We start from the raw sequence: 20,590 nt of genomic DNA on the forward strand, positions 1-20,590 counted from the left end.
GCTGGTACTCGAGTGGAAGAAATGCTACAGGCAGCATAGACGGGACAGAACGGGTCCAGTACTTATTTTATCGGGATACTCGTATTTGTCGTCGATGGTAGAAACGCTGCTCCTTGTCGGGATTGTTGCGTCTCTCTTCGTCGGGTTCAACATCGGGGGATCGTCGACGGGGATCACGTGGGGGCCGTCTGTCGGCGCTGGGATCGTGACGAAGACAACCGCAGCGGCGATCATGACCGTGTTCGTGTTCCTCGGCGGCATAACGGTCGGCCAGGAGGTCATGGGAACGCTCAGTGAAGATATTATCACAGTCGATCTCACGCTCTCCGCTGGTGTCGCCGTCCTCTTTTTCATCGGTCTCGGCATCCTCGTCGCCAACATCTTCGGCGTCCCCGTCCCGACGTCGATGACGACCGTCGGTGCGATCGCCGGCCTCGGGCTTGCGACGGGAACACTCAACTACGAAATGATCGCCGAAATCATCTCCTGGTGGGTCGTTACGCCGATTATCGGCTTCTGGATCGGGGGCATTATCGGGCGGTATATCTACCCGTGGGTCAACCGGCGCGTCGATATCAAAAACTCACCGGGCCCACTTCTCAGCCTCGATCGGCAGGGCACAGTTCCGAAACCGGCGCTCGGCCCGAATACGACAACACAGGAACTCGCAACGACGGTCGTCGTCCTCATCATCGGCTGTTACATGGCGTTCAGTGCCGGTGCGTCGAACGTCCCGAACGCCGCAGCACCGCTGGTCGGCGGCGACGACGGACTGGAAATGACCTACGCCGTTCTCCTCGCGACCGCCGCCATCGGACTCGGCGGCTTTACCATCGCCCGACGCACCATGGACTCCGTTGGCGGCGAACTAAGCGATATCCCGCTGCTTGCAGCCCTGTTCGTCATGGTAACCGCCTCGACTATCACAACCACGCTCTCCTATATGGGCATTCCAATCAGCCTCGTGATGTCCACCGTCATGACGATCGTCGGCATCGGGTGGGGTCGAGCAACTCGTCCGGTGACCTTCCGCGAGGCCGTCACCCGCGACAGCGACGCCCAAGACCGCGAAATCGAACTAGGCGCAATCGTCGCCGAAGAGCAAGAGGGCGAACGGGCCCCAGCAATCGGTGAAGAGGAGTCCGAAGAGGTGCTCAACGCGGCCGACCTCTTCAACCCCCGCGCCGTCATCAAGTACATCTCGATGTGGATCATCGGCCCGTCGATGTCGACGCTGCTCGCCTACGGATTCTTTACGCTCTTCCCGGGCATTGCGTGAAACGAGGTTCTTAGCCACTGGGTGTCGTAGTCACACGCATGCTCTCAACAATCCTCGTGCCGATGGACGACTCCGACCAGGCAGGGCACGCACTCGAGTACGCCCTCGAAAATTTCCCCGAGGCCGATGTCACTATCCTGCACGTTGTTGGCGTTCCGTCGATGATGATGGGTGACGCAGTAAGTTTGACACTCGAGGACGACCTCAGTGAAGCGGCCGCAGGGCGCGCTGAGTCGGTGTTCGATCGGGCACACGAGATTGCCGACGAACGGGACCGGGAGATCACGACGGTCGTCGGGATTGGGCATCCGGCGCGAAATATTCTCAACCGTGCCGAGGAGTACGACACGATCGTTCTCGGGAGTCACGGCGAAGATAGGGATCGGGCAACACACCGGTTTCTTGTCGGGAACGTTGCCGAGACAGTGTCAAAGCGGTCACCAGTTCCAGTGACGGTTGTCCGGTGAGCGAACGAAGTGAGTGAGAACTGCGGAACAGCGAACGGGACACAGCGTGGCCCGCGAGTGGGCTGTGCGATCAGTGTGTAAAGAGGTGCAGTGGCTACTATAGAGCGGAGAGAGGGTTACGATTCCGACTCGTCTGCGGGTGGGTCGTCGGCGGCTGGCTCGTTGGGAGCGGACTCGTCTGTGGCTGACTCATCGCTAGAGGACCCGTCAGCGGCTGACTCATCGTCGACTGACTCGTTGTCAACCGATTCCTCGATGAGCTCTTCGATCTCGTCCTCACGCAAACGACGGTCGACGCGCTCCTCGACGGCGTCGACTTTCGCCTGAACCTCACCAACCTGTTCTTCGACCGTTTGTTCGACCGTTTCGCCAACCGTTTGCTCGACCGTCTCACCGACGGTTTCCTCGACTGTCTCCTCGACGGTCGCCTGTACCTCTTCGACCTGCTCTTCGACCGTCTCACCAACCGTCTCTTCGACGGTTTCACCAACGGTTTCCTCGACAGTTTCCTCAACGGTTTCACCAACGGTTTCCTCGACAGTTTCCTCAACGGTTTCGCCGACCGTCTGTTCGACAGTTTCGCCAACCGTTTGCTCGACCGTCTCACCAACCGTCTCTTCGACGGTTTCTTCGACCTGTGCCTGTACCCCTTCGACCTGCCGTTCGACCGTCTCATCGACCGTCTGCTCGAGGGTTTCTTCGACCGTCTCCTCAACTTGCGTCTGCACCACTTTGACTTCCTTTTCGACGGTTTCACCGACCGTCTCCTCGACTGCCTGTGTCATCCAGTCCGGATCGAACCGCGCCATCTTCCAGACGACGTGGACGACGTAGGAGGCGAACACTCCCACACCGAACGCGATTCCGATGTTCGTCTCGAGCGTCAGAATCAGGACGATCGAGAGCGCGATCAGCGCACCGTAAGCGAGGTCGACTGCAGCGTCGACACGAACCGGATTTAGCATCGGGACGTAGCACCCGCCTCGGTTGCCCAACTCGAGTGTACTCGAGTTTCGATACGGTCCGGCCGTCGATGAAGCGACTTACACCGCCCTCCGCGACGTTCGATAGTAATCCGACGAGGACACATGTTATCCGAACGTATGGTGGCCGTCGTTGAAATTCTTTGCTTCGAAGTCCGATCGACGGCGGGCGAATTGTATTCACGAACCGCTGGCGTCGACTGAATAGGACGACTTTTACGATCAGCTCACTTGAGTACACACTGTGACGGAAGTACTGCTTCTCGTAGGAATCCTCGTTGCAATCTTCGTCGGCTACAACATCGGCGGCGCAACGACAGGGCCAGCGTTCGGACCGGCAGTGGGAGCGAACGTAATCACGAAGACGATGGCTGCGGCACTCATGTCGGTTTTCTTCTTTATCGGCGCGGCGACGATCGGCCCGCAGGTCGTCGACACGCTCGGGAACGAGCTCGTCCACGACACAGGGGTGTTTACCATGCGCTCGAACGTCGCCGTTCTCTTCTTCATCGGCGGCGCGCTGTTCGTCGGGAACTACGTCGGTGTCCCCGCCTCGACCTCGATGACTGCTGTTGGTGCAATCGCCGCACTCGGGCTTGCAACTGGCGAGCTCGCCTGGGACGTACTCGGCCAGATCGTTATCTGGTGGGTCGTTGCACCGATCATCGGCTTCTGGGTCGCCGGTGTGGTCGGCCGATACTTCTACCCGCAAATCAACGAGTGGGTCGCAATCGAGGCAAACCGCGACGGCCGGGAGATGATTACCGTCGACCGCTCGGGCGTCGTTCCGCGACTCCAGTTCGGCGACGATGCAGACCGCCGCGAGATCACGGGCGCGTTCGTCGTCGTGGGAATCGGCTGCCTGATGGGTTTTTCCTCCGGGACGAGCAATATCGCGAACGCGATTGCACCGATTTACGGTGCGGTCGACGGCACGAATACTGAACTCGCACTCGGCTCACTGGCGATCCCGTTTGGCATGCCCGCTTTGATCGTCATTGGATCCCTCGCCGTCGCAATCGGCTGTTTCACCATCGCGCGTCGAACGCTCGATACGCTCGGCAACGACATCACGAACCTGCCGCTGACGGCAGCAATCGTCGTCGCCGTCATCAGTTCCGTGATTGTCGTCGCGCTCTCCTGGATCGGGATTCCCGCCAGCTTCGTCGTGATCGCGACGATGAGCATTATCGGCCTCGGCTGGGGACGTGCTACCCGAACGACGACGCTCTCCGAAGTCAGAGCAGGCGAGGAAACACGCGTCTCTGTGGGTGCCCTCACCGCCGACGAGGAAGGCGAAGCACCCCCTGAAATCGGCGAAGAAGAACCCGAAGACATCCCCACGGCCTCCGATCTGTTCAACCCGTCGACGACAGCCCGGGTCATCCTCATGCAGAACGTGGTCCCCGTCATCTCCACGGTCGGGGCCTTCCTTACGTTCCGATTTGTACCGCTATTCGGCTTCTAACCGTGCAAATAATCGTTGGTGGATCCAAAAAGCAACACATTGACATCCTCCCCGCGCTAAAGCGCGAGGATTCCTCCGTTGGGGGTTCGGCTACCGACCCATGGAGGCAACTTGCGGGTTTGTGCGCACTTCTTTGGGACTTTCGTGAGGGTGTGGTTTCCCCGACCAATCGTGGTCGTCCCACTCGAATCGCACGGGCCGTGCCATCGGCCTGACTTCCGTATCGCTGTTTTCTCGAAGGAACGTCTCTGACGCCGTGAGGTCAGCATGTCCCTCGAAACCGCACAGACACGTCAGCGTATCCTCGTGGCGAACCGTCTCCTCGTGGTCGCCACACTCAGGACACGTCTGACTCGTCCACGCTTCCGACTCGACTTCGAGAGAGATGCCGTACTCCTCACAGACGCACGCGAGACGGTGGATAAACTTCTTGAACGCCCAGAAGTTGTGCGTCTTCTCGTTCACCCTGACCGACCAGTGCGTTTCAAGCACGTCGGTCAAGTCGCCCACGTACACTGTCGCCACGCCCCCGTCGTACAGCCGTTCAACGAGGTCGCGTACCAGCGCGTTCTGTGCGTGGTCACGGCGCTTCGTCCGCTGTCGGTACAGCCGTCGAATCCGCTTGGAACTGTAGCGTCCCTCTCGGAGTCGTCCGGAAGACTCCGTCTTCCGTGATTCCGAGAGACTGCGTCTCTCGGGCAATTTCGACTGTAGACGGGCGATTTCGTCGGTTGTATCGCGGAACCGTCCGAACAACTCCCGCCCGTCGTAGAGGTACTGGTTCCCAGTGGTCGTGGAACAGGCGACGAGATTGTTCGCGCCAACGTCGAGGGCGGCTTCGTGAGAAGCCAGTGGTGAATCCAGTCGAGAATCAGGGACGGTGACTGGTTGGAAAGCCCTGAACGTGTCGCTAACTTCGTCGTACTCAAGTTCCAGACGACCCTGTTTGCCGTCCCACTTCGGGTTGCCTCGGACTTCGAGGCGGAGTCGTTCGTGGTAGCCGAGTCCGTATTCGTCTTTCAGTTCTTGCCCGACAGGAATTTCCAGACGGCTACGCTTCCCCCACTCAATCGTGTACTGGTTATTTCGGATGTAGGTACGGAGTTCGCGTCCCTCTTCCTCGTTTCCCCAGTACGACGGCGGGTTGGCGTCCTCGCCGTTCTCCTTGAGGGCAAAGAACGACCGCCACGCTTCGCTGTTCTTGCGCGTGACCTGTTGGACCGTCGCGCTTCCGACGACGCCGTTGTACTGTCCACGGTATTCGGAAGTGTCCCACACGTCGCCGTCACCGAAGTAGTTCTGACGGCGTTCGTAGGTGAGTTCGTTCCACAGGGAGGCAGAGGCGTCGAGTAGCCGTCGGAGGCACTCTCTGTCGTTTTCGGTCTGTGGCACGACCTCGAAGGTGTTGACGCGCTTCATGCGTCCTCACCCTCTTGTTCAGCGATGTATCGTTCGACAGCGCCCTTTGAGGCGCTTCCTGCTGTCCCAACGTAGTACGAACGAGTCCACTTCACGCGGTCGTCGTACCGCTGATTGTATTTCCGCGCCGAGATGCCCTTGACCCAGTTGACGATGAGTGACGGGGCGTTCTTGGGTGGACTCCCGATGAACAGGTGTACGTGGTCGGGCATGACCTCGGCCTCGGCCAGTTCGAGGTCTTTGTCTTCACAGATTTCCGCGAAGATGGTTTCGAGACGTTCCTTCGTCTTCCCCGTCAGGTGCGAACGTCGGTATTTTGGTACGAACACTATGTGGTAGTAGAGTTCGTATTTCGCGTGACGGGTACTCTTCACCATCTATGCATACTATAACGATCAAACACCTTGAATATTGCGTTGGAACCCCGTCTATACCATCGACGGTGGTTGAATACTGTTGGTCGGCTTCATCCCCGCGCTGAAGGGCGAGGCTTTCGCCTCGAATTTTCCGTAATCACCGCCCTGCAGACAGTGCTCCTGCATCCACACAGAGTTCCACAACGCGAGTACCGAGTTCACGAACCGACTCCGGGGCCTCGGATGACACTTCCGGAAGGGTCCGAACCGGGCAGGCACACAGCCGTTCCAGTTCAGCGGGATTCGTCCGTTCGGCGACGGAGCGGGGCTGAGACGGGTATCGATTCAGTACGACCCCGACGACCGGCACGTCTCGCGCGCGGAGCGCCTCGACGGTCAGTGTCGTGTGGTTCAGCGTTCCCAGTCCGGGGCGGGAAACGATCAGCGTCGGGAACTCGAGTGCAGCGACGAGGTCGATGATTTCGCGTGGCGGGTCGGTCGAGAGCGGAACGCGGACGCCGCCGGCACCCTCGACCACGCCGATTGAAGCGGTCTCGAGTTCATGCTGGACGCCTTCGAGGAGTGAATCGAAGGCGAGTTCGTCGCCACTCCGTCGTGCCGCGACGGCCGGAGCGAGCGGTTCCTCGAAGGTTCGGAGCCGAGTGGCGGCCGAGTCGTCACCGCAGATCCGCTGGACGTACCCGGCGTCGTCGTCCGCCGGAAACCCGGTTTGGGCGGGCTTGATCGCTCGTGCGTTCCGTCCGCTGTGTCGGAGGTGTGCGACGAGTCCTGCCGTAACGACCGTTTTGCCGACGCCAGTGTCGGTACCGACGACGGCGAGCGTCACGGGCGACCCCCAGCCATGGGCGCTGCACCGAAGGCTGCCAGACACTGTTCGAGTTCGTCGTCAGTGTGTGTCGCTCGCGGTGCGAGCCGTATTCGACTCGTTCCGTCCGGCACTGTCGGTGGCCGTATCGCCGGTGCGGCGATACCGTGTGCTGCGAGTCGCTCCGCCAACGCAACTGCCTCCTCACGGTCGCCCACGAGTACCGGGAGGATGTGTGTCTCGCCCGCCACCTCGTAGCCGTGCGACTCGAGTCCCGTTCGCAATCGCTCGACAGCACGCCAGAGTGCCTCGCGCCGGTCTGGTGCGAGCGCCAGCGCGCGCTCGGCGGCAGTGGCTGCCGGTGGCGCAAGCCCGGTCGAAAACACGAACGAACGGGCGGCGTTGAGCAGGTACTCGATACACGACTGGGAACCTGCCACGAACCCGCCCTGTGAACCGAGCGCCTTCGAGAGCGTCCCGAGTTGGATCTGGACGCGGTCTGCAAGGTCACGCTCGCCAACAACGCCGCCGTCGTAGACGCCCGTGGCGTGGGCTTCGTCGACCATCACCCACGCTCCGTACTCCTCGGCGACATCACACAGTTCCTCGAGCGGGGCGATATCGCCGTCCATCGAGAAGACGGAATCGGTCACGACGAGCCACGATTCGTCTGCCGTTCCAGCGCCAGCCCGGTCGGCCATTCGTTCCGCCAGCGCGTCCGCGTTGCAGTGGTCGTAGACTTCGATAGCAGCTCCCGAGAGGCGTGCGCCGTCGATAATGCTCGCATGGTTGTACGCATCGGAGAAGATGACGTCCGGCGACAACGCGGTGATCGTTCCGACGTTCGCCGCGTAGCCCGACGAAAACACGAGCGCTCGCTCTGTGTTCTTCTCTGCTGCGAGAGTGCACTCGAGTGACCGGTGGGCTGGCGTGTCGCCCACGACGAGTCGCGACGCGCCGGCACCCGCTCCGACATCGCGAGCGCCGCGGGCTGCGGCGTCGACGACCGCCGGGTCGCCCGCCAACCCGAGGTAATCGTTCGAGGAGAAGAGCACCTGCTCCTGTGCCGTCGCGAAATCGGCGGGCTCGCCCTTCGGGTCAGCAGCGACACGAGCGCGAGACGCGACGCTCTCGACCGGCGTGAGATCACGACGGAGACCCGCCTGCTCTCGCTCCTGAAGGCGCGCCTCGAGGTCGAACCCGCGAGAATCTTGCAGCGCCATCTTAGAACTCGGGCAGCAACGCTGCCGGACCGAAGACGCCGTACTCGCCGTTCCGGTTTCGCCGAACGCCAGCCTTCAGATAGCCGAGTGCCGGACCGTTGACGTTAGCCTCCATGCTGGTGGCGTCGTCGAGCTGGAACGTATTAGTGCCACGCTCACCGTCGAAGGTCGTCCCGGTCACGCTCACCGTCGTGGTCGTCGGCTTCTCGTCGGATCGCACGTCGAGAATCCCACCGACCGTCACGTCCTCGGCGTCACAGATCCCTGCCCGCTCGAGGAGCACGTCGTCGGCGTGTTCCATGTCGGTGAACTCGAGACGGCCGTCGTGATCGTCGATCACGCGCGTTATCTCCTCGTCGGACAGTTGGCGGGCAGTTTCGAGGTCGTAGTCGTCGAGGTGAGCGATATCCTCCCGGACGGTCCCACGGTTGTCCTCGTAGCCGGACTTGAGGCCGACGCCCCACCAGATATCGACTGCTTCGATGTCGACGAACGACTGGGCGGCGAGCGCGGCCGCACCGGTCAACAGGCCGGGCGTCGCGCCTGCGCCACAGATGAAGGTGATGCCGGTGTCGACGAACGTGTCGCGGCGGTCCTCGAGCATGCCGATAACGCGAGAGCGTTTCAGCACGTCGACGAGCACCCCCTCGTACTCCGCTGCCGCAAATCGATCGGCGATACGCGGGATGAAATCGTGTTCGAGGTTTGGAACCGCAATCACCACCGCATCGATACGATCGGCTGCAGCGATGATATCGTCGATCGGCGTCTCCGTCCGCTCAGCCTGTGACGAGGCCGCAACGCCGTTTCCCTCGCGGGAGTGGGTGGCCGACGTGGTGCCTGCAGTACTCGATTCCGCATCCGTGACCGACGACGCCGTCGCCGCGAGCAGCTCCCCCACGTCGAGCCCCTCGTGATCGATCGCAACGCCGTGGCGATCACACGCAGCAACGGGTGTCAACCCGTCTTTTGCCGTCGCGTACTCGAGTGTTCGTCTGCCGATGCCACCGGTTCCAAGAACGGCGAATCGAATGTCGTGCATGCGTAATTTGTGGGGTGTTTCAGTGTCGCAATCGTCTGTTGGTTACTCGCCCGACTCTGTTGGCGTCGTGCTCACTGCTGGCTCCGGGTCCGACTCCGCGGTTTCGTGCCGGGCCGTGACTGCTGCTGGATCGAAGTCGTTGACCGAACGGTTGGGCTCCAATCCGGCGCGTTGGATAATTTCGAGGTCGTCGCCGGGTGTTTGCCCGGTTGTAGTGAGGTAATCACCCGTCAGAATCCCGTCGGCACCTGCTTCGAAGGGGAGGTGTTGGTCGCCTTGCTCGAGGGCGACCTCGCGGCCACCGGTGAGTCGAACTCGTGCTGTGGGGTGGAGAAACCGGTAGACAGCGATGGTTTTGATGAGTTCGGTCGTCGAAATGGCCGCCCGATCGCGTTCTCCAAGCGGTGTTCCGTCGATGGGGTTGAGGACGTTGACCGGGAGCGAGGAGATGCCGATCTCCTGGAGTTCGATAGCCGCATCGACACGGTCGGTCGGCGATTCGCCCATACCGAGAATAACGCCGGCACAGAGGTCCATTCCTGCCTCCTTGGCGCGGTGCAGTGTGTGAAGCCGATCCTCGAACGTATGGGTCCCAATGATCTCGGGGAAGTATCGTCGGGAGGTCTCGATATTGTGGTTGTAGTGATTGACGCCCTCGGCCGCGAGGTCGTTTGCTTCCTCCCGTGTCAGTATCCCGAGCGAGGCGTCGACGGCGACGGCTGTCTCGTCGCGAACGAGGCGAATGGCTCGGATAACATCGGCCCACTCGTCGGGACGGGCCGTCTTCGAGACGCCCTTTTCGGCGACGACGATGCCAAACCGCTGTGCACCGTCGGCTTCAGCACGGTTTGCGGCTTCGAGTATCTCTTCGGGATCGAGGAAGCCGTAGGTGTCGATACCAGTGTCGAAGTGGGCCGACTGGGCACAGAAGCCACAGTCTTCGGCACAGTTGCCCGCCTTCGCGTTGACGATGCTACAGGCGTCGACCGTCCCGTCGGAGAAGTGCCGACGGACGAGGTCAGCACCGACCGCGAGCGCCTCGACGGGCTGAGCGAGCAAGGCGAGTCCGTCAGTTCGATCGAGGCGCACCCCGTCGAGTACGCGGCGGACTGCGTCGTCGACCGTTCGATTACCAGTTTCGTAAACCACGATTTTTATCGTGGTTGACTAGGTGATAAAGATACCGGGTATGTCGATCAGAAGAACGATGGTCGCAACTGACCAACCCACCACAGCCAGAGGGTACAAATCCTCTCAGCCGAGTTCCAGTGCGTGTTCTAGACAGACAGCGCATCCGACACACGCCGCATACGGATACAGGGAACACACCAACAGAGGCCGTACACGAATACAGGAAACACATCAACAGAGACCACACAAACAGAGACCAGCCATCCGGTCCTCATCCAGCACGTAGCACGCATCATCCCCTTTCGTGGTCAACGTCATCGGTCATGGGCAGCAATCGGAGGGTGGAACGACGTACGCGAGACGACTACCAACTGCGCTCTTGCAGATGAACTGTCCGCAAAACCGGTTTTGCGTAAAAGACCATTGAGAACGGAACAGCAAGGTATACCAGTACGGGACTCGAAGCGCCGGTTGATGCCCACGGTAGAATACCTCAACTACGAAGTGCTGGACGACCAGGGTTGGGAAATGGATGACGATGACCTCTTCGAGAAAGCTGCAGACGCCGACTTCGGCGACGAAGACTACGGCACCCTCGAGGTCAACGAGGGCGAATACATCCTGGAAGCCGCCGAGGCACAGGGCTACGACTGGCCCTTCTCGTGCCGCGCCGGCGCCTGTGCAAATTGTGCAGCCATCGTCACGGAAGGCGAAATCCAGATGGACATGCAGCAGATCCTCTCGGACGAAGAGGTCGAGGAGAAGAACGTCCGCCTGACCTGCATCGGTTCCGCCGAGACTGAGGAGGTCAAGATCGTCTACAACGCAAAGCACCTCGACTACCTGCAGAACCGCGTCATTTAAACACTCCCGCGGTTTGCCGTTCCGGCTCCGTTTTCACGTCTGTCCGTGGGACACTAACCCACCAATCGAGAGGGAATCCACTACTCGCTACTGGAAGGACCGGAACGACCGGCACGCGCAATTACCGGTGCCGGCTTATCGACTGCCCGGTTCAAAGAGGACGGCGTCGAGACGCGGTCAAGAGTCGACCTTCGCCTCGGCGAGCGTCTCGTACATCTCGTCGACCAGTTGGGTCGCTCGATCCGCGTCGCGGGCTTCGGCATAGACCCGAACCAGCGGCTCCGTTCCCGACGGGCGAGCGAGCACCCAGGCGTCGCCGTGATCGAGACGGTAGCCATCTCGCGTATTCAACTCCGCATCGGCTGCATGGGCATGGTTCGCCGCCGCATCGAGCATCGCATCGCGTTCGGCGGTCGACTCGTACTTGATATTGCGCCGAATATTCGCGTAGCCGTCGTACGGCGCAACGATCTCGCTCACCGGCTGTTCAGCAACCAACTCGAGGAACCGGGCTGCCGTGTAGGCCCCGTCTCGGGAGAGCCGGTAGTCCGGGAAGAAGATACCGCCGTTGCCCTCGCCAGCGATCGGAACGTGCTCGCCGGTGGCCTCGAGTTCCTCGATTCGCGTGATGATATTCGTCGAGCCGATCGGCGTGAGTTCGAGGTCTGCGCCCACGTTGGTCACCACGTCGACGAGGCGCTGCGAGACGTTGACTGCGGACACTGTGGTCTCGCCGGACTCGAGTTGGGCCGCGGCGAGGGCGGCCAGTGCCGCGTCGCCGGAGACGAACTCGCCGTGTTCGTCGAAGAAGATGGCGCGGTCGGCGTCGCCGTCGTGGGCGATGCCGATGTCGGCGTCGGTCGTCCGGACGAGACGGCCCAGATCCCCGAGATTGTCGGGGACTGGTTCGGGGTCACGGCCGGGGAACTTGCCGTCGGGCTGGCTGTTGACCGTGCGGACGCGACAGCCGAGTTCGCGGAAGAACTCGGGACTGGTGAGTGTGCCGGCACCGTGGCCGGGGTCGAGGGCGACGGTCAGGTCGGCGTCGGCGATCGTTTCGCGATCCGACGCGGCGAGCAACTCGTCGATGTATGCGTCGCGAACACCGTCGATCTCGCGGACGCGACCGGTTTCGTCCCACGGGGCGACGGCGAACTCGCCCGCGAGCAGCGTCTCCTCGACGGCTTCGAGGTCGGTGACGGCGAGTTCAACACCGTCGCTGCCGACGAGTTTGATGCCGTTGTACTGTGGCGGATTGTGCGAGGCGGTGATGACGATGACGGGGACGCCCTCGCGTTCGGCGTACCCCTGTGCACCCGGCGTCGGGACGATTCCCAACCGGTCGACGTCGGTGCCCGTACTCGTCAGTCCGCTCGCTGCCGCATCGGCCAGCATCCGTCCCGTGTAGCGGGTGTCGCGAGCGATTGCGACCCGGTCCACCTGCCAGGCCGTGCCCGCCGCTTTGGCAACCCGCAGGACGAACGCCGGCGTCAACTCCTCGTTGGCGACGCCACGTGTCCCGCTCGATCCGAAGACTTCCATCGGTCGCTAGTCTGACGGGACCACCCAAAGGGATTCCGGAGCAGCGACGCAGTGTGAGCGACAGCACACGACGCCAGCGAAACGCTTTCGGCCCAGCCATCCAATCCAGACGTATGGACTCTATCGAGGAAAAACGCGTCTTCGGCGACCGTGGCGGCGCGGTCCAGGCCTACGTCGCGAGTTCGATCGGCGTCGTCCGCGTCCACATCGCCGGCGATACCGTCGGCGAGTTCAGCCTCTGTGTGCGCTGTGACGCGCGCGACATCGCGACGACCCAGACCGGCCGCGTCGTCGTCGCAACTGACGAAGACGTTCGTGTAGAAGCGTACCCCGTCCACTCAGATGACGACGGCGACGAGAACACAGCCAGCGAGTTCAGCCTCAGAGACACCGGTTTCGGACCCGCAACCGCAGTCGGCGTCACGGGATCGACGATCCTTGCCGCTGGTCCCGATGGTACCGTCCGCTTCCTGCAGGACGAGCGCGGCGACGATGGACAAGACGGCTGGCGAGACAGCGACTGGCAGGAACTCGAGTTCGGTCCGAGCAACGGCAGCGGGCGAGACGACCGCCGCACCCCCACTTCGATCCGCGCAATCGACGGCGACCTGCTCGCGACCGACGCCGGCGTCTACCGGCTTCGCGAGGCAGATAGAGCGTGGGTACTCGAGCACGCCGGCCTGACGGACGTTGTCGACGTCTCGGCGGCAGCGGTGCCGCTCGCGGCGACGGCGGACGGACTCTACAGGCTCGGAAACGGCTGGATGGAGGTTCTCGAGGGGGCCTTCGAAACGGTGACTGCGGATCCGCAGGCTGAACCGGGGCGGCTGTCGCGTGCACACGCTGTGACGACGACTGGGGCAGCCACGGCAGCGGGGACGGCGGAAACGGCTGCAGAGGCGAGGGGCGCGGAGACGACAGAAACGGACCTGTACGCGTTCGAAGACGGGGGCTGGGAGCAGGTGTCGGTCGAACGGGTCAACGAGAACATCGTCGATATCGGCTACGGCCCGCGAGCGACGTCCGAGCAGGAGGCAACGACAGGGCTCGAATCGGTCTACGCCGTCACCGAAAGCGGCACCGTCCTCGTCTCGACGACCGAACCAGGTGAGGCTACCGCACCGGATAGGTGGCGACAGCGGTCGGTCGGCGTCACCGGTGTGACAGGGCTCGCCGTCCGCCCTGACTAAGACGAGTTGGTCCGGAGACAGGACAACAACGGTAGCCGAAACCGATCGGCAGATCTAGCGGAAGCTTGACTATCCGTGACTGTCTGGGTCTGGACCATGAGCGACCTTCCGCGCCGCCGGCTCCTGGCACTCGGTGGCACCGCACTGACAGGCGCGATCGCCGGCTGTTCCAGCAGCGCGAACGAAGACGACCCGAACGGAAACGACGACGAAACGGACGGAAACGGAGACGAGGACGACACCGATCCGAGCGGTGAGAACGGGAACGGAGACGGGGACGAGACCAGCACAGACACCGCTGACAGCACCGTCCTCGGCGACATCGCCGTCGAAAACCTGAGCGGCTCCGACCACACGGTCAACGTCATACTCGAGTTCGACGGCGAAATCGAGCACTGGTCGACCCACGAGTTGAGTGCCGGCGACGGTGCAACCCTCGACCGCGACTGGGACGACGACGCAGGCGAGTTCCGCGTGATTTTGCGACTCGACGACGGCGATCCGGTGCAGGATACCGCCACGTCCTGGAACGAGCCAGATTGTCTCAATCTGTTGGTGACGATCAATCGCAACGGTGAGCTGACGACGCACGCCGATACGAACAGCGGGCCGTGTGGCGACGGCGACGCCGATTTCGACGAGGGCGACGAGTAACTGGTCAGCGACTCACAGAGACCCAGAACTCGCGGGGGAGTAACGTCGAGGGACAGTCCCACTGGTTCCCGACAGGTCGACACGGACCGAGAACTCGCAACGGACAGGAACGAAAACTGGTTTACGCCCCATCCTGTGGTGTCGAGTATGATCATCAGCGGAGCCGCCTCCCAGGCGCTCGCCGCCGCGCTCGCACGCGAACTCGAGGAGCCACTCGCCAGAGCCGAGTACGACCGTTTCCCGGATGGGGAACTGCTCGCTACCGTCCCTGATCTGGCCGACAGCGACGGTATCGGTGACACCGACCGCGCCATCATCGTCGCCTCCACCGTCTCGAGCGACGCCCACCTCGAACTGCTCCAGCTCCAGGACGCCGCCCGCGAAGCCGGCGTCTCGGAGGTCGTCACCGTCCTCCCCTACATGGGCTACGCTCGCCAGGACAAGGCGTTCGAGGCCGGCCACCCGATTTCGGCTCGCACTGTCGCACGGGCCATCTCGAGTACCACCGACCGCGTCCTCACCGTCACCCCACACGAGGAAGCGGTCTGTGAGTTCTTCGAGCCGACGGCGACGGCCGTCGACGCGGCGGACCGCCTCGCGGAACCGTTGCCCGACAACCTCGTTGATCCGGTTTTTCTCTCCCCCGACGCGGGTGCGATCGACCTCGCCGAGACGGTTCGGGATGCCTACGGCGATGGAGCAGGCGAGACGGACTACTTCGAGAAGGTGCGCCACTCCGGCACGGAGGTCGAGATCACCCCGAGCGACGTAGACGTGGCCGGCCGCGACGTCGTCGTCGCCGACGACATCATCGCGACGGGGTCGACGATGAGCGAAGCCGTCGGCGTCCTGCAAGAGCGCGGCGTCGGCCGCGTCTTCGTCACGTGCGTCCACCCGCTGCTCGCGAGCAACGCGGTCACGAAGCTCTCCCAGGCCGGCGTGGAAGCGATCTACGGGACGGATACGATCGAACGCCAGCAGAGCGCGGTCTCGGTCGCGCCGTCGATCGCCGCCCACTTCTGAGGGCTGTCGGTACTCGAGTGCACGATCTGATTCTTGCCGATCGAGCCGCCCAGCGTGGCGGCTGTTCGGTGATTGAAACGGGAGAGAACCGCAGCGATCGTTCGGAGACGAAATCCGAGAGAATAGTAGCAGTCAGTCCGACGCTTCCGGCGCTGCCAACGACTCGATTGCAATCTCGGCATCCACCTTTTTCCGCTCGAGTTCGGTCGCTCCACTCCCTCCCTCTCGCGCAAAAATCTGGACCAAAAATACCGCTTCGCGAAGCGAAGCGGCGCTTATTCAGACGCTTCCGGCACTGCCAGCGACTCGATCGCAATCTCAATCGCCACGCCTTCGACTTCCCACTCCTTGCGGTGACCATCGTCGACAGCGTCGCCGCCGAACTCGTCCGCACGAACCTCCTCGCGGATCAGGTCCGCACGCTCGTCGACCAGCGAGGCAACGCGGTCGTCCGCAATGTCGAGCTCCAGCGCGATGCGCTCCTCGACATTTAAGTCGAGGTCCTTGCGCATCTCCTGTACCCGGCGAATGACCTCGCGGGCGTACCCCTCGCTCTCGATATCGTCGGTGAGCGAGGCGTCGACGTACGCAACCCCGCGGTCGTCGCCGTTCAGCCCGAAGGCCGTGCCGGCGACACCCTCCGGCGTCTGGGTGACGAACGAGACCATTTCGTCGGTGATCTCCTCGCCGGACTCGAGTACGTCCTCCACAGCCGCTGCGATCGACTCGAGCGTCGGCTCGTCGATTCGGGCCTCGTTGAGCGCGTTCATGACCTGGCCGGCGCGGTCGCCGAACGTGGGTCCGAGTTCGCTCATGTCCGCTTCGGCGCTGTAGTTCAGTTCGCCCCAGCGGTCGTCAGGCGAGACGAGTTCGATCTCTCGGGCGTTGAGGCGATCCTCGAGCAGTGGCGTGTGGCGCTCGACAGCTTCGACAACGCGCTGGTCGTCGGCTGCGACGACGACGCGCGGGACCGGCCAGCGCAGTTTGCGGCCGGCCTGCTGACGGGCGTTCGCGCCGGCTTCCTCGATGGCGCGAAGGAATGCGACGTCCTCCTCGAGTTGCTCGTCGACGAACGTCTCGTCGACTTCGGGCCAGTCGCACATGTGGACGGTGTCATGTTCGGCGTCGTCGGTGAGCGTGCCGTAGATTTCCTCGCTGATGAACGGCGCGTAGGGGGCGAGCAGCGCGACGGTTTCGCGGAGGACGCGGTAGATGGTCGCGTAGGCGGCTTCCTTGGAGGCGCTGTCCTCCTCTTCCCACATGCGTTCGCGGACGGCTTGCACGTAGAATCGAGAAACGTCCTCGACGACGAAGTCGATGAGTGTGTTGAGGGCCTTGTCCTGGCGACGTTCCTCGAAGTGTGCGGTCATCTCGTCCTTGGTGGACTGCAGGCGGGCGAGGACCCATTCGTCGATGAGTTCGAGATCCTCCGCAACGTCTTCGACGGTCGTCGCCCGCGGATCAAAGTCGTCCAGTCGCATGTACGGCAGCGGGAACCGGAAGACGTTCCACAGGGTTCGCAGGTGGTTCTCCATCGTCTGCATGCCCTCCCAGGAGAAGCGCATGTCGTCGCCCTGCGGGTTGTTCGACAGCAAGAACGCGCGCATCACGTCCCGGCCGTGGCGGTCGATGGCCTCGTGAGGATCGACCAGAATGTCCTTGGACTTGGACATTGCGCGGCCGTCGGGCATGAGCGCGTGGCCGTGCATGAGGACCTCTTCGTATGGGATCTCGCCGAGTGCGGCGGTGCCCATGCCGAGCTGGGACCAGAACCAGCCGCGGGTCTGGTCGTGGGCCTCGAGGATGAAGTCCGCGGGCCAGAGGTCGTCGAACTGGCTGTCGTCCGAGGGGTAGTTGAGGGTGCCCCAGGAGGCGACCGAAGAGTCGAGCCAGACGTCGAACACGTCGGGCACTCGGGTGTAGGTGGTGCCGTCCTCGGTGATGGTGAGGTCGTCGACGGTGTCCTTGTGGAGGTCGACCGTATCGACGTCGATATCCTGATCGACGCGTTCGACGAGTTCCTCGCGGTCGCCGATGACGATCATGTCCTCATCGTCGTCGCGGTTTTCGGGGGTCCAAACGGGCAGCGGGATGCCCCAGTAGCGCTGTCGGGAGACGTTCCAGTCGGGAGCCTCCTCGACGAAGTCGCGGAACCGGTTGTCTCGCGCCCAATCGGGGTGCCACTGGCTGTCCTCGATGTTCTCGAGGAGTTCGTCCTTGACGTCCGTGATCGTGATGAACCACTGGTCGGTAACGATCTGGATAATGCCCGTATCACAGCGCCAGCAGTGTCCGTAACTGTGGGTGACCGTCTCGGAGGCGAGCAGCGCGCCGTTGTCCTCGAGATCGGCCGTGATCTCTGGGTCTGCGTCCTTGACGAATTCGCCTTCGTACTTGCCGGCCTCCTCGGTGTAGACGCCGTCGCCGTCGACGGGACAGAAGATCGGGAAGCCAAGCTCCGTTCCGCGCTCGAAGTCCTCCTCACCGTGACCCGGTGCGGAGTGAACGAGGCCGGTACCGTCGCCGCCCGTGTCCACGTAGTCGGCGGCGTAGACCTCGTGGGAACCCTCGGCGTCGACGTTGTCTGGCACTTCCTCGGCGAGTGGGTGCTCGTACGCCCAGCCGATCATGTCCTCGCCGGAGACCTCCTCGACGACCTCGTAGTCGTCGTAGCGGCCCGTCTTCAGCACGGCCTCGTGTTTGGCCTCGGCGACGTACAGCAGTTCCTCCTCGCCGTCCTTCTCCGCGCGGACGCCGACGTAGTCGCCATCCTCGTCGACCGCGACGAAGGTGTTCGCCGGGATGGTCCACGGCGTCGTCGTCCAGATGACGATCGAGCCCTCGCGGTCTTCGAGGTCGAACTTCACGTAAATCGAGGGGTCCTCGACGTCCTCGTACTCGACCTCGTTGTTCGCGATTGCCGTCTCACACCGCGGACACTGCGAGATCGAGCGGTGGCCCTTCTCGACTAAGCCGCGCTCTGCGGCCTTCGAGAAGCCCCACCAGGCTGCCTCCATGTACTCGGGGCTAACCGTCCGGTAGGGGTTCTCCCAGTCCATCCAGACACCGAAGTCCTGGAAGTCAGACTGGAGGCCCTCGAGTTGCTCGTCTGCGTACTCCTTGCAGGCCTCGATGAAGTTCTCCTCACCGTACTCCTCGATGTCCTTCTTGTTCTCGAAGCCGAGTTGGCCCTCGACGCGGGTCTCGATCGGGAGTCCGTGCATGTCGTAGCCTGGCCGGTCGGTGACGTCGTAGCCCTGCATCCGGTGGAAACGGATATAGACGTCCTTGAGGGACTTGTTCCAGGTGGTCCCCATGTGTGCCGAGCCCGACGTGTACGGCGGGCCGTCGACAAAGAAGAACGATTCACCGTCCGATCGGTGCTCGACAGTTTGCTCGTAGGCATCGACGTCGTCCCAGTAGTCGAACACCCGTTGCTCGACGGCCTCGGGGTCGTACTGGTCGTCGACCTCGCTAAACCTGCTCATACCTCACGTAATTGCCTGGGATGGTAAAGAGGAATCGATATTGCAGGTCAGTAGATGGATGGCAGGGCGGTCAGCAAATAGCCAGAATCGGTAACAGTGCAGAACAGTGCAGACACAGGCGGTGACGGCGCGGAACGATGACGGCATTGTGTACGTGACCGCGAGAACAACGCCGGCGGTTCGACACGCCTATCGGTTAGAGATCAAACAGGTATACAGAGATGCTTACGGCTCGCGATGCGATCGGATTGCTGTTCGACCGAGAAGTAGCGAAACTCGCCGCTATCGTGGCCACCGGCTGGTGGATGATCTGGACGGGGGTCGGATCGACGAACTGGATCGAGTTTTCGGGTGTCGTGCGCGGACTCGACGACTTGCTCACCGTACTTGCCGTCCTCGTCGGCGCGATACTCGTGTTCGGCGGAACACTCGCGCTACTGGTCAAACTCGTTTACGACGCAGTTATCCTCGCTAACGCGAACTAGCGCGTTCGACACCGCGCGGTCTACTGTCCGCGAACCGTCCCGAGTACCTTCTGATACCCGAGTCCGTAAACGCCCGCATAGAGCATGACCCCGCCAATCGCGGCGAGCCACAGCGCGACCATCGTCTCCCCCGAACCGAAGTGCTGGAAACTCGCATACTCGGCAGCAGCGCCAGCAATCGTGAGCGCGCCGGCAGCAACGGTGTAGAACAGCAGTGACAGTGATTCCGCGAACAGTTCTGAAGCCATTGAGTGCGGTAAGACACCCGAGAAAGGTAAACTTGTTCCCCCGCGAACAACAGATCATGGGGAATTGGTTAGATCGCTGATCCGGCCCGCCTATACCTGTTGAGACCCAACCTCGGAACAGATCGTGCCCGCTTCCGACCCTCCATTCCCCGACTCCCGAAACGTCATCGAACCGGGTTGCCAGCGGTGTCCGGCACTCGCCGAACACCGCACCTGCATCTCGTGGGGCACCGGGCCACTCGACGCCGACGTGCTCGTCATCGGCGAAGCTCCCGGCTCCGGTAATCCCGACGCCGACGACTGGCAGGGCGGCAACTGGACCGGCAAGGCCTACACCTCACGCCACTCCGGTCGTCGCATCCGACGCATGGTCGAGCGCATCGGCTACGGCGACGACACCTACTACACCAACGCCGTGAAGTGCTTCCCGGCGAGCGAGGAGTCACGCTCCGCGACAGCGAACGGTGAAACCGCGGGCACCGAAACCCCACGCACCGAGGAACTCCCGAGTAACCGCGAGCCCACACCAGTAGAGCGGGCGAACTGTCGAACACACCTCCGCACCGAGGTCGAGACACTCGAGCCGGCCGTGTTACTCGCGACGGGAAAGCACGCGACGAAATCGGTGCTGGCAGCCGAGGAGCGAGAGCTGGACGGCTTCATCGAGACGGTACTCGAGCCGGTGCGCTGTGAGCGACTCGAGACGTGGCTCGTGCCGATCCTGCATCCGTCCTATCAGGACGTGTGGATCGGCCGACTGGGGTACGAGCCGGAGGAGTATCTCGCGGCGATTCAGGAGACAGTCGACGACTGCGTTGAACGCGGGCTGCCGTCGCAGACAGCGGGAGACGGGTGAGCTATAGTAGCCAGTGCAAGTCAATGCACACATGATCACCAGCCTG

The 20,590-nt window shown here is 62.5% G+C and carries 19 protein-coding genes; 9 read left to right on the forward strand and 10 right to left on the reverse strand.

Going from position 1 to position 20,590, the window contains the following annotated elements:
- Positions 1 to 94: 94 nt before the first annotated feature.
- Together BBD46_RS19315 and BBD46_RS19320 are read left to right on the forward strand one after the other, a co-directional pair.
- Positions 95 to 1,279 (forward strand): inorganic phosphate transporter, encoded by a 1,185-nt coding sequence (locus tag BBD46_RS19315; RefSeq protein WP_071403298.1) that lies wholly within the window; start codon positions 95 to 97, stop codon positions 1,277 to 1,279.
- 38 nt (positions 1,280 to 1,317) lie between these two features.
- Entirely contained in the window at positions 1,318 to 1,746 is a 429-nt protein-coding gene (locus BBD46_RS19320) for a universal stress protein (RefSeq protein WP_071403299.1), read from the forward strand.
- Positions 1,747 to 1,862: 116 nt separating this feature from the next.
- Here the strand turns inward: BBD46_RS19320 and BBD46_RS19325 are convergent, their stop codons facing one another.
- Positions 1,863 to 2,711, reverse strand: coding sequence for a hypothetical protein (locus BBD46_RS19325; protein WP_071403300.1), 849 nt, complete (start codon positions 2,709 to 2,711; stop codon positions 1,863 to 1,865).
- A gap of 262 nt (positions 2,712 to 2,973) precedes the next feature.
- Between BBD46_RS19325 and BBD46_RS19330 the strand changes: the two genes are divergently transcribed.
- Positions 2,974 to 4,197, forward strand: coding sequence for an inorganic phosphate transporter (locus tag BBD46_RS19330; protein ID WP_071403301.1), 1,224 nt, complete (start codon positions 2,974 to 2,976; stop codon positions 4,195 to 4,197).
- A 90-nt stretch (positions 4,198 to 4,287) separates the two neighbouring features.
- Here the strand turns inward: BBD46_RS19330 and BBD46_RS19335 are convergent, their stop codons facing one another.
- From BBD46_RS19335 to bioB, 6 genes are all read right to left on the reverse strand, one after another.
- Positions 4,288 to 5,616 (reverse strand): RNA-guided endonuclease InsQ/TnpB family protein, encoded by a 1,329-nt coding sequence (locus BBD46_RS19335; protein ID WP_071403302.1) that lies wholly within the window; start codon positions 5,614 to 5,616, stop codon positions 4,288 to 4,290.
- Positions 5,613 to 5,993, reverse strand: coding sequence for an IS200/IS605 family transposase (tnpA, locus tag BBD46_RS19340; protein WP_071403303.1), 381 nt, complete (start codon positions 5,991 to 5,993; stop codon positions 5,613 to 5,615). Before tnpA ends, BBD46_RS19335 begins: the two co-directional genes overlap by 4 nt.
- A gap of 136 nt (positions 5,994 to 6,129) precedes the next feature.
- Positions 6,130 to 6,819: a dethiobiotin synthase gene (gene bioD, locus BBD46_RS19345; protein WP_071403304.1), complete on the reverse strand. Its 690-nt coding sequence runs from the start codon at positions 6,817 to 6,819 to the stop codon at positions 6,130 to 6,132.
- On the reverse strand, positions 6,816 to 8,021 hold the full coding sequence (locus BBD46_RS19350) for an aminotransferase class I/II-fold pyridoxal phosphate-dependent enzyme (RefSeq protein WP_071403305.1): 1,206 nt from the start codon (positions 8,019 to 8,021) through the stop codon (positions 6,816 to 6,818). Before BBD46_RS19350 ends, bioD begins: the two co-directional genes overlap by 4 nt.
- A gap of 1 nt (position 8,022) precedes the next feature.
- On the reverse strand, positions 8,023 to 9,063 hold the full coding sequence (locus tag BBD46_RS19355) for a transcriptional regulator (protein WP_071403306.1): 1,041 nt from the start codon (positions 9,061 to 9,063) through the stop codon (positions 8,023 to 8,025).
- A gap of 42 nt (positions 9,064 to 9,105) precedes the next feature.
- Positions 9,106 to 10,212: a biotin synthase BioB gene (gene bioB, locus BBD46_RS19360; RefSeq protein ID WP_071403307.1), complete on the reverse strand. Its 1,107-nt coding sequence runs from the start codon at positions 10,210 to 10,212 to the stop codon at positions 9,106 to 9,108.
- Positions 10,213 to 10,668: 456 nt separating this feature from the next.
- Between bioB and fer the strand changes: the two genes are divergently transcribed.
- A complete protein-coding gene (gene fer / locus BBD46_RS19365) occupies positions 10,669 to 11,058 on the forward strand; it encodes a ferredoxin Fer (RefSeq protein WP_006653221.1) in 390 nt (129 codons plus the stop codon).
- A gap of 177 nt (positions 11,059 to 11,235) precedes the next feature.
- Here fer and glmM read toward each other — a convergent pair whose 3' ends face one another.
- On the reverse strand, positions 11,236 to 12,600 hold the full coding sequence (gene glmM, locus BBD46_RS19370) for a phosphoglucosamine mutase (protein ID WP_071403308.1): 1,365 nt from the start codon (positions 12,598 to 12,600) through the stop codon (positions 11,236 to 11,238).
- A gap of 113 nt (positions 12,601 to 12,713) precedes the next feature.
- Here glmM and BBD46_RS19375 point away from each other — a divergent pair, with 113 nt between their 5' ends.
- The 3 genes from BBD46_RS19375 to BBD46_RS19385 all read left to right on the forward strand — a co-directional run bounded on the left by BBD46_RS19375 (position 12,714) and on the right by BBD46_RS19385 (position 15,467).
- A complete protein-coding gene (locus BBD46_RS19375) occupies positions 12,714 to 13,790 on the forward strand; it encodes an HVO_0234 family beta-propeller protein (RefSeq protein ID WP_071403309.1) in 1,077 nt (358 codons plus the stop codon).
- Between the two features lie 96 nt (positions 13,791 to 13,886).
- Complete coding sequence (locus BBD46_RS19380; protein ID WP_071403310.1) at positions 13,887 to 14,444, forward strand: hypothetical protein; 558 nt, start codon at positions 13,887 to 13,889, stop codon at positions 14,442 to 14,444.
- A 147-nt stretch (positions 14,445 to 14,591) separates the two neighbouring features.
- Positions 14,592 to 15,467: a ribose-phosphate diphosphokinase gene (locus BBD46_RS19385; RefSeq protein ID WP_071403311.1), complete on the forward strand. Its 876-nt coding sequence runs from the start codon at positions 14,592 to 14,594 to the stop codon at positions 15,465 to 15,467.
- A gap of 275 nt (positions 15,468 to 15,742) precedes the next feature.
- Here BBD46_RS19385 and ileS read toward each other — a convergent pair whose 3' ends face one another.
- Positions 15,743 to 18,955 carry an isoleucine--tRNA ligase gene (gene ileS, locus BBD46_RS19390; protein ID WP_071403312.1) on the reverse strand — a complete coding sequence of 1,071 codons (3,213 nt, stop codon included), beginning with the start codon at positions 18,953 to 18,955 and terminating at the stop codon, positions 15,743 to 15,745.
- Between the two features lie 221 nt (positions 18,956 to 19,176).
- Here ileS and BBD46_RS19395 point away from each other — a divergent pair, with 221 nt between their 5' ends.
- A complete protein-coding gene (locus BBD46_RS19395) occupies positions 19,177 to 19,440 on the forward strand; it encodes a hypothetical protein (protein WP_071403313.1) in 264 nt (87 codons plus the stop codon).
- A gap of 20 nt (positions 19,441 to 19,460) precedes the next feature.
- On the opposite strand, the gene BBD46_RS19400 is transcribed toward BBD46_RS19395, so the two are convergent.
- Complete coding sequence (locus BBD46_RS19400; RefSeq protein WP_071403314.1) at positions 19,461 to 19,688, reverse strand: hypothetical protein; 228 nt, start codon at positions 19,686 to 19,688, stop codon at positions 19,461 to 19,463.
- 124 nt (positions 19,689 to 19,812) lie between these two features.
- Between BBD46_RS19400 and BBD46_RS19405 the strand changes: the two genes are divergently transcribed.
- Positions 19,813 to 20,544 carry a uracil-DNA glycosylase gene (locus BBD46_RS19405; RefSeq protein WP_071403315.1) on the forward strand — a complete coding sequence of 244 codons (732 nt, stop codon included), beginning with the start codon at positions 19,813 to 19,815 and terminating at the stop codon, positions 20,542 to 20,544.
- Positions 20,545 to 20,590 lie beyond the last annotated feature (46 nt).

The organism is Natrialba sp. SSL1, assembly GCF_001861355.1.
Lineage (GTDB): Archaea > Halobacteriota > Halobacteria > Halobacteriales > Natrialbaceae > Natrialba.

What these genes read in the sequence shown, in the direction of transcription:
- BBD46_RS19320 (WP_071403299.1), top strand. Translation starts at nt 1,318, where the DNA reads ATGCTCTCAACAATCCTCGTGCCGATGGACGACTCCGACCAGGCAGGG.
- BBD46_RS19335 (WP_071403302.1), bottom strand. Translation starts at nt 5,616, where the DNA reads ATGAAGCGCGTCAACACCTTCGAGGTCGTGCCACAGACCGAAAACGAC.
- tnpA (WP_071403303.1), bottom strand. Translation starts at nt 5,993, where the DNA reads ATGGTGAAGAGTACCCGTCACGCGAAATACGAACTCTACTACCACATA.
- BBD46_RS19325 (WP_071403300.1), bottom strand. Translation starts at nt 2,711, where the DNA reads ATGCTAAATCCGGTTCGTGTCGACGCTGCAGTCGACCTCGCTTACGGT.
- BBD46_RS19385 (WP_071403311.1), top strand. Translation starts at nt 14,592, where the DNA reads ATGATCATCAGCGGAGCCGCCTCCCAGGCGCTCGCCGCCGCGCTCGCA.
- BBD46_RS19380 (WP_071403310.1), top strand. Translation starts at nt 13,887, where the DNA reads ATGAGCGACCTTCCGCGCCGCCGGCTCCTGGCACTCGGTGGCACCGCA.
- ileS (WP_071403312.1), bottom strand. Translation starts at nt 18,955, where the DNA reads ATGAGCAGGTTTAGCGAGGTCGACGACCAGTACGACCCCGAGGCCGTC.
- BBD46_RS19350 (WP_071403305.1), bottom strand. Translation starts at nt 8,021, where the DNA reads ATGGCGCTGCAAGATTCTCGCGGGTTCGACCTCGAGGCGCGCCTTCAG.
- BBD46_RS19315 (WP_071403298.1), top strand. Translation starts at nt 95, where the DNA reads ATGGTAGAAACGCTGCTCCTTGTCGGGATTGTTGCGTCTCTCTTCGTC.
- BBD46_RS19375 (WP_071403309.1), top strand. Translation starts at nt 12,714, where the DNA reads ATGGACTCTATCGAGGAAAAACGCGTCTTCGGCGACCGTGGCGGCGCG.
- BBD46_RS19355 (WP_071403306.1), bottom strand. Translation starts at nt 9,063, where the DNA reads ATGCACGACATTCGATTCGCCGTTCTTGGAACCGGTGGCATCGGCAGA.
- fer (WP_006653221.1), top strand. Translation starts at nt 10,669, where the DNA reads ATGCCCACGGTAGAATACCTCAACTACGAAGTGCTGGACGACCAGGGT.
- glmM (WP_071403308.1), bottom strand. Translation starts at nt 12,600, where the DNA reads ATGGAAGTCTTCGGATCGAGCGGGACACGTGGCGTCGCCAACGAGGAG.
- BBD46_RS19395 (WP_071403313.1), top strand. Translation starts at nt 19,177, where the DNA reads ATGCTTACGGCTCGCGATGCGATCGGATTGCTGTTCGACCGAGAAGTA.
- BBD46_RS19400 (WP_071403314.1), bottom strand. Translation starts at nt 19,688, where the DNA reads ATGGCTTCAGAACTGTTCGCGGAATCACTGTCACTGCTGTTCTACACC.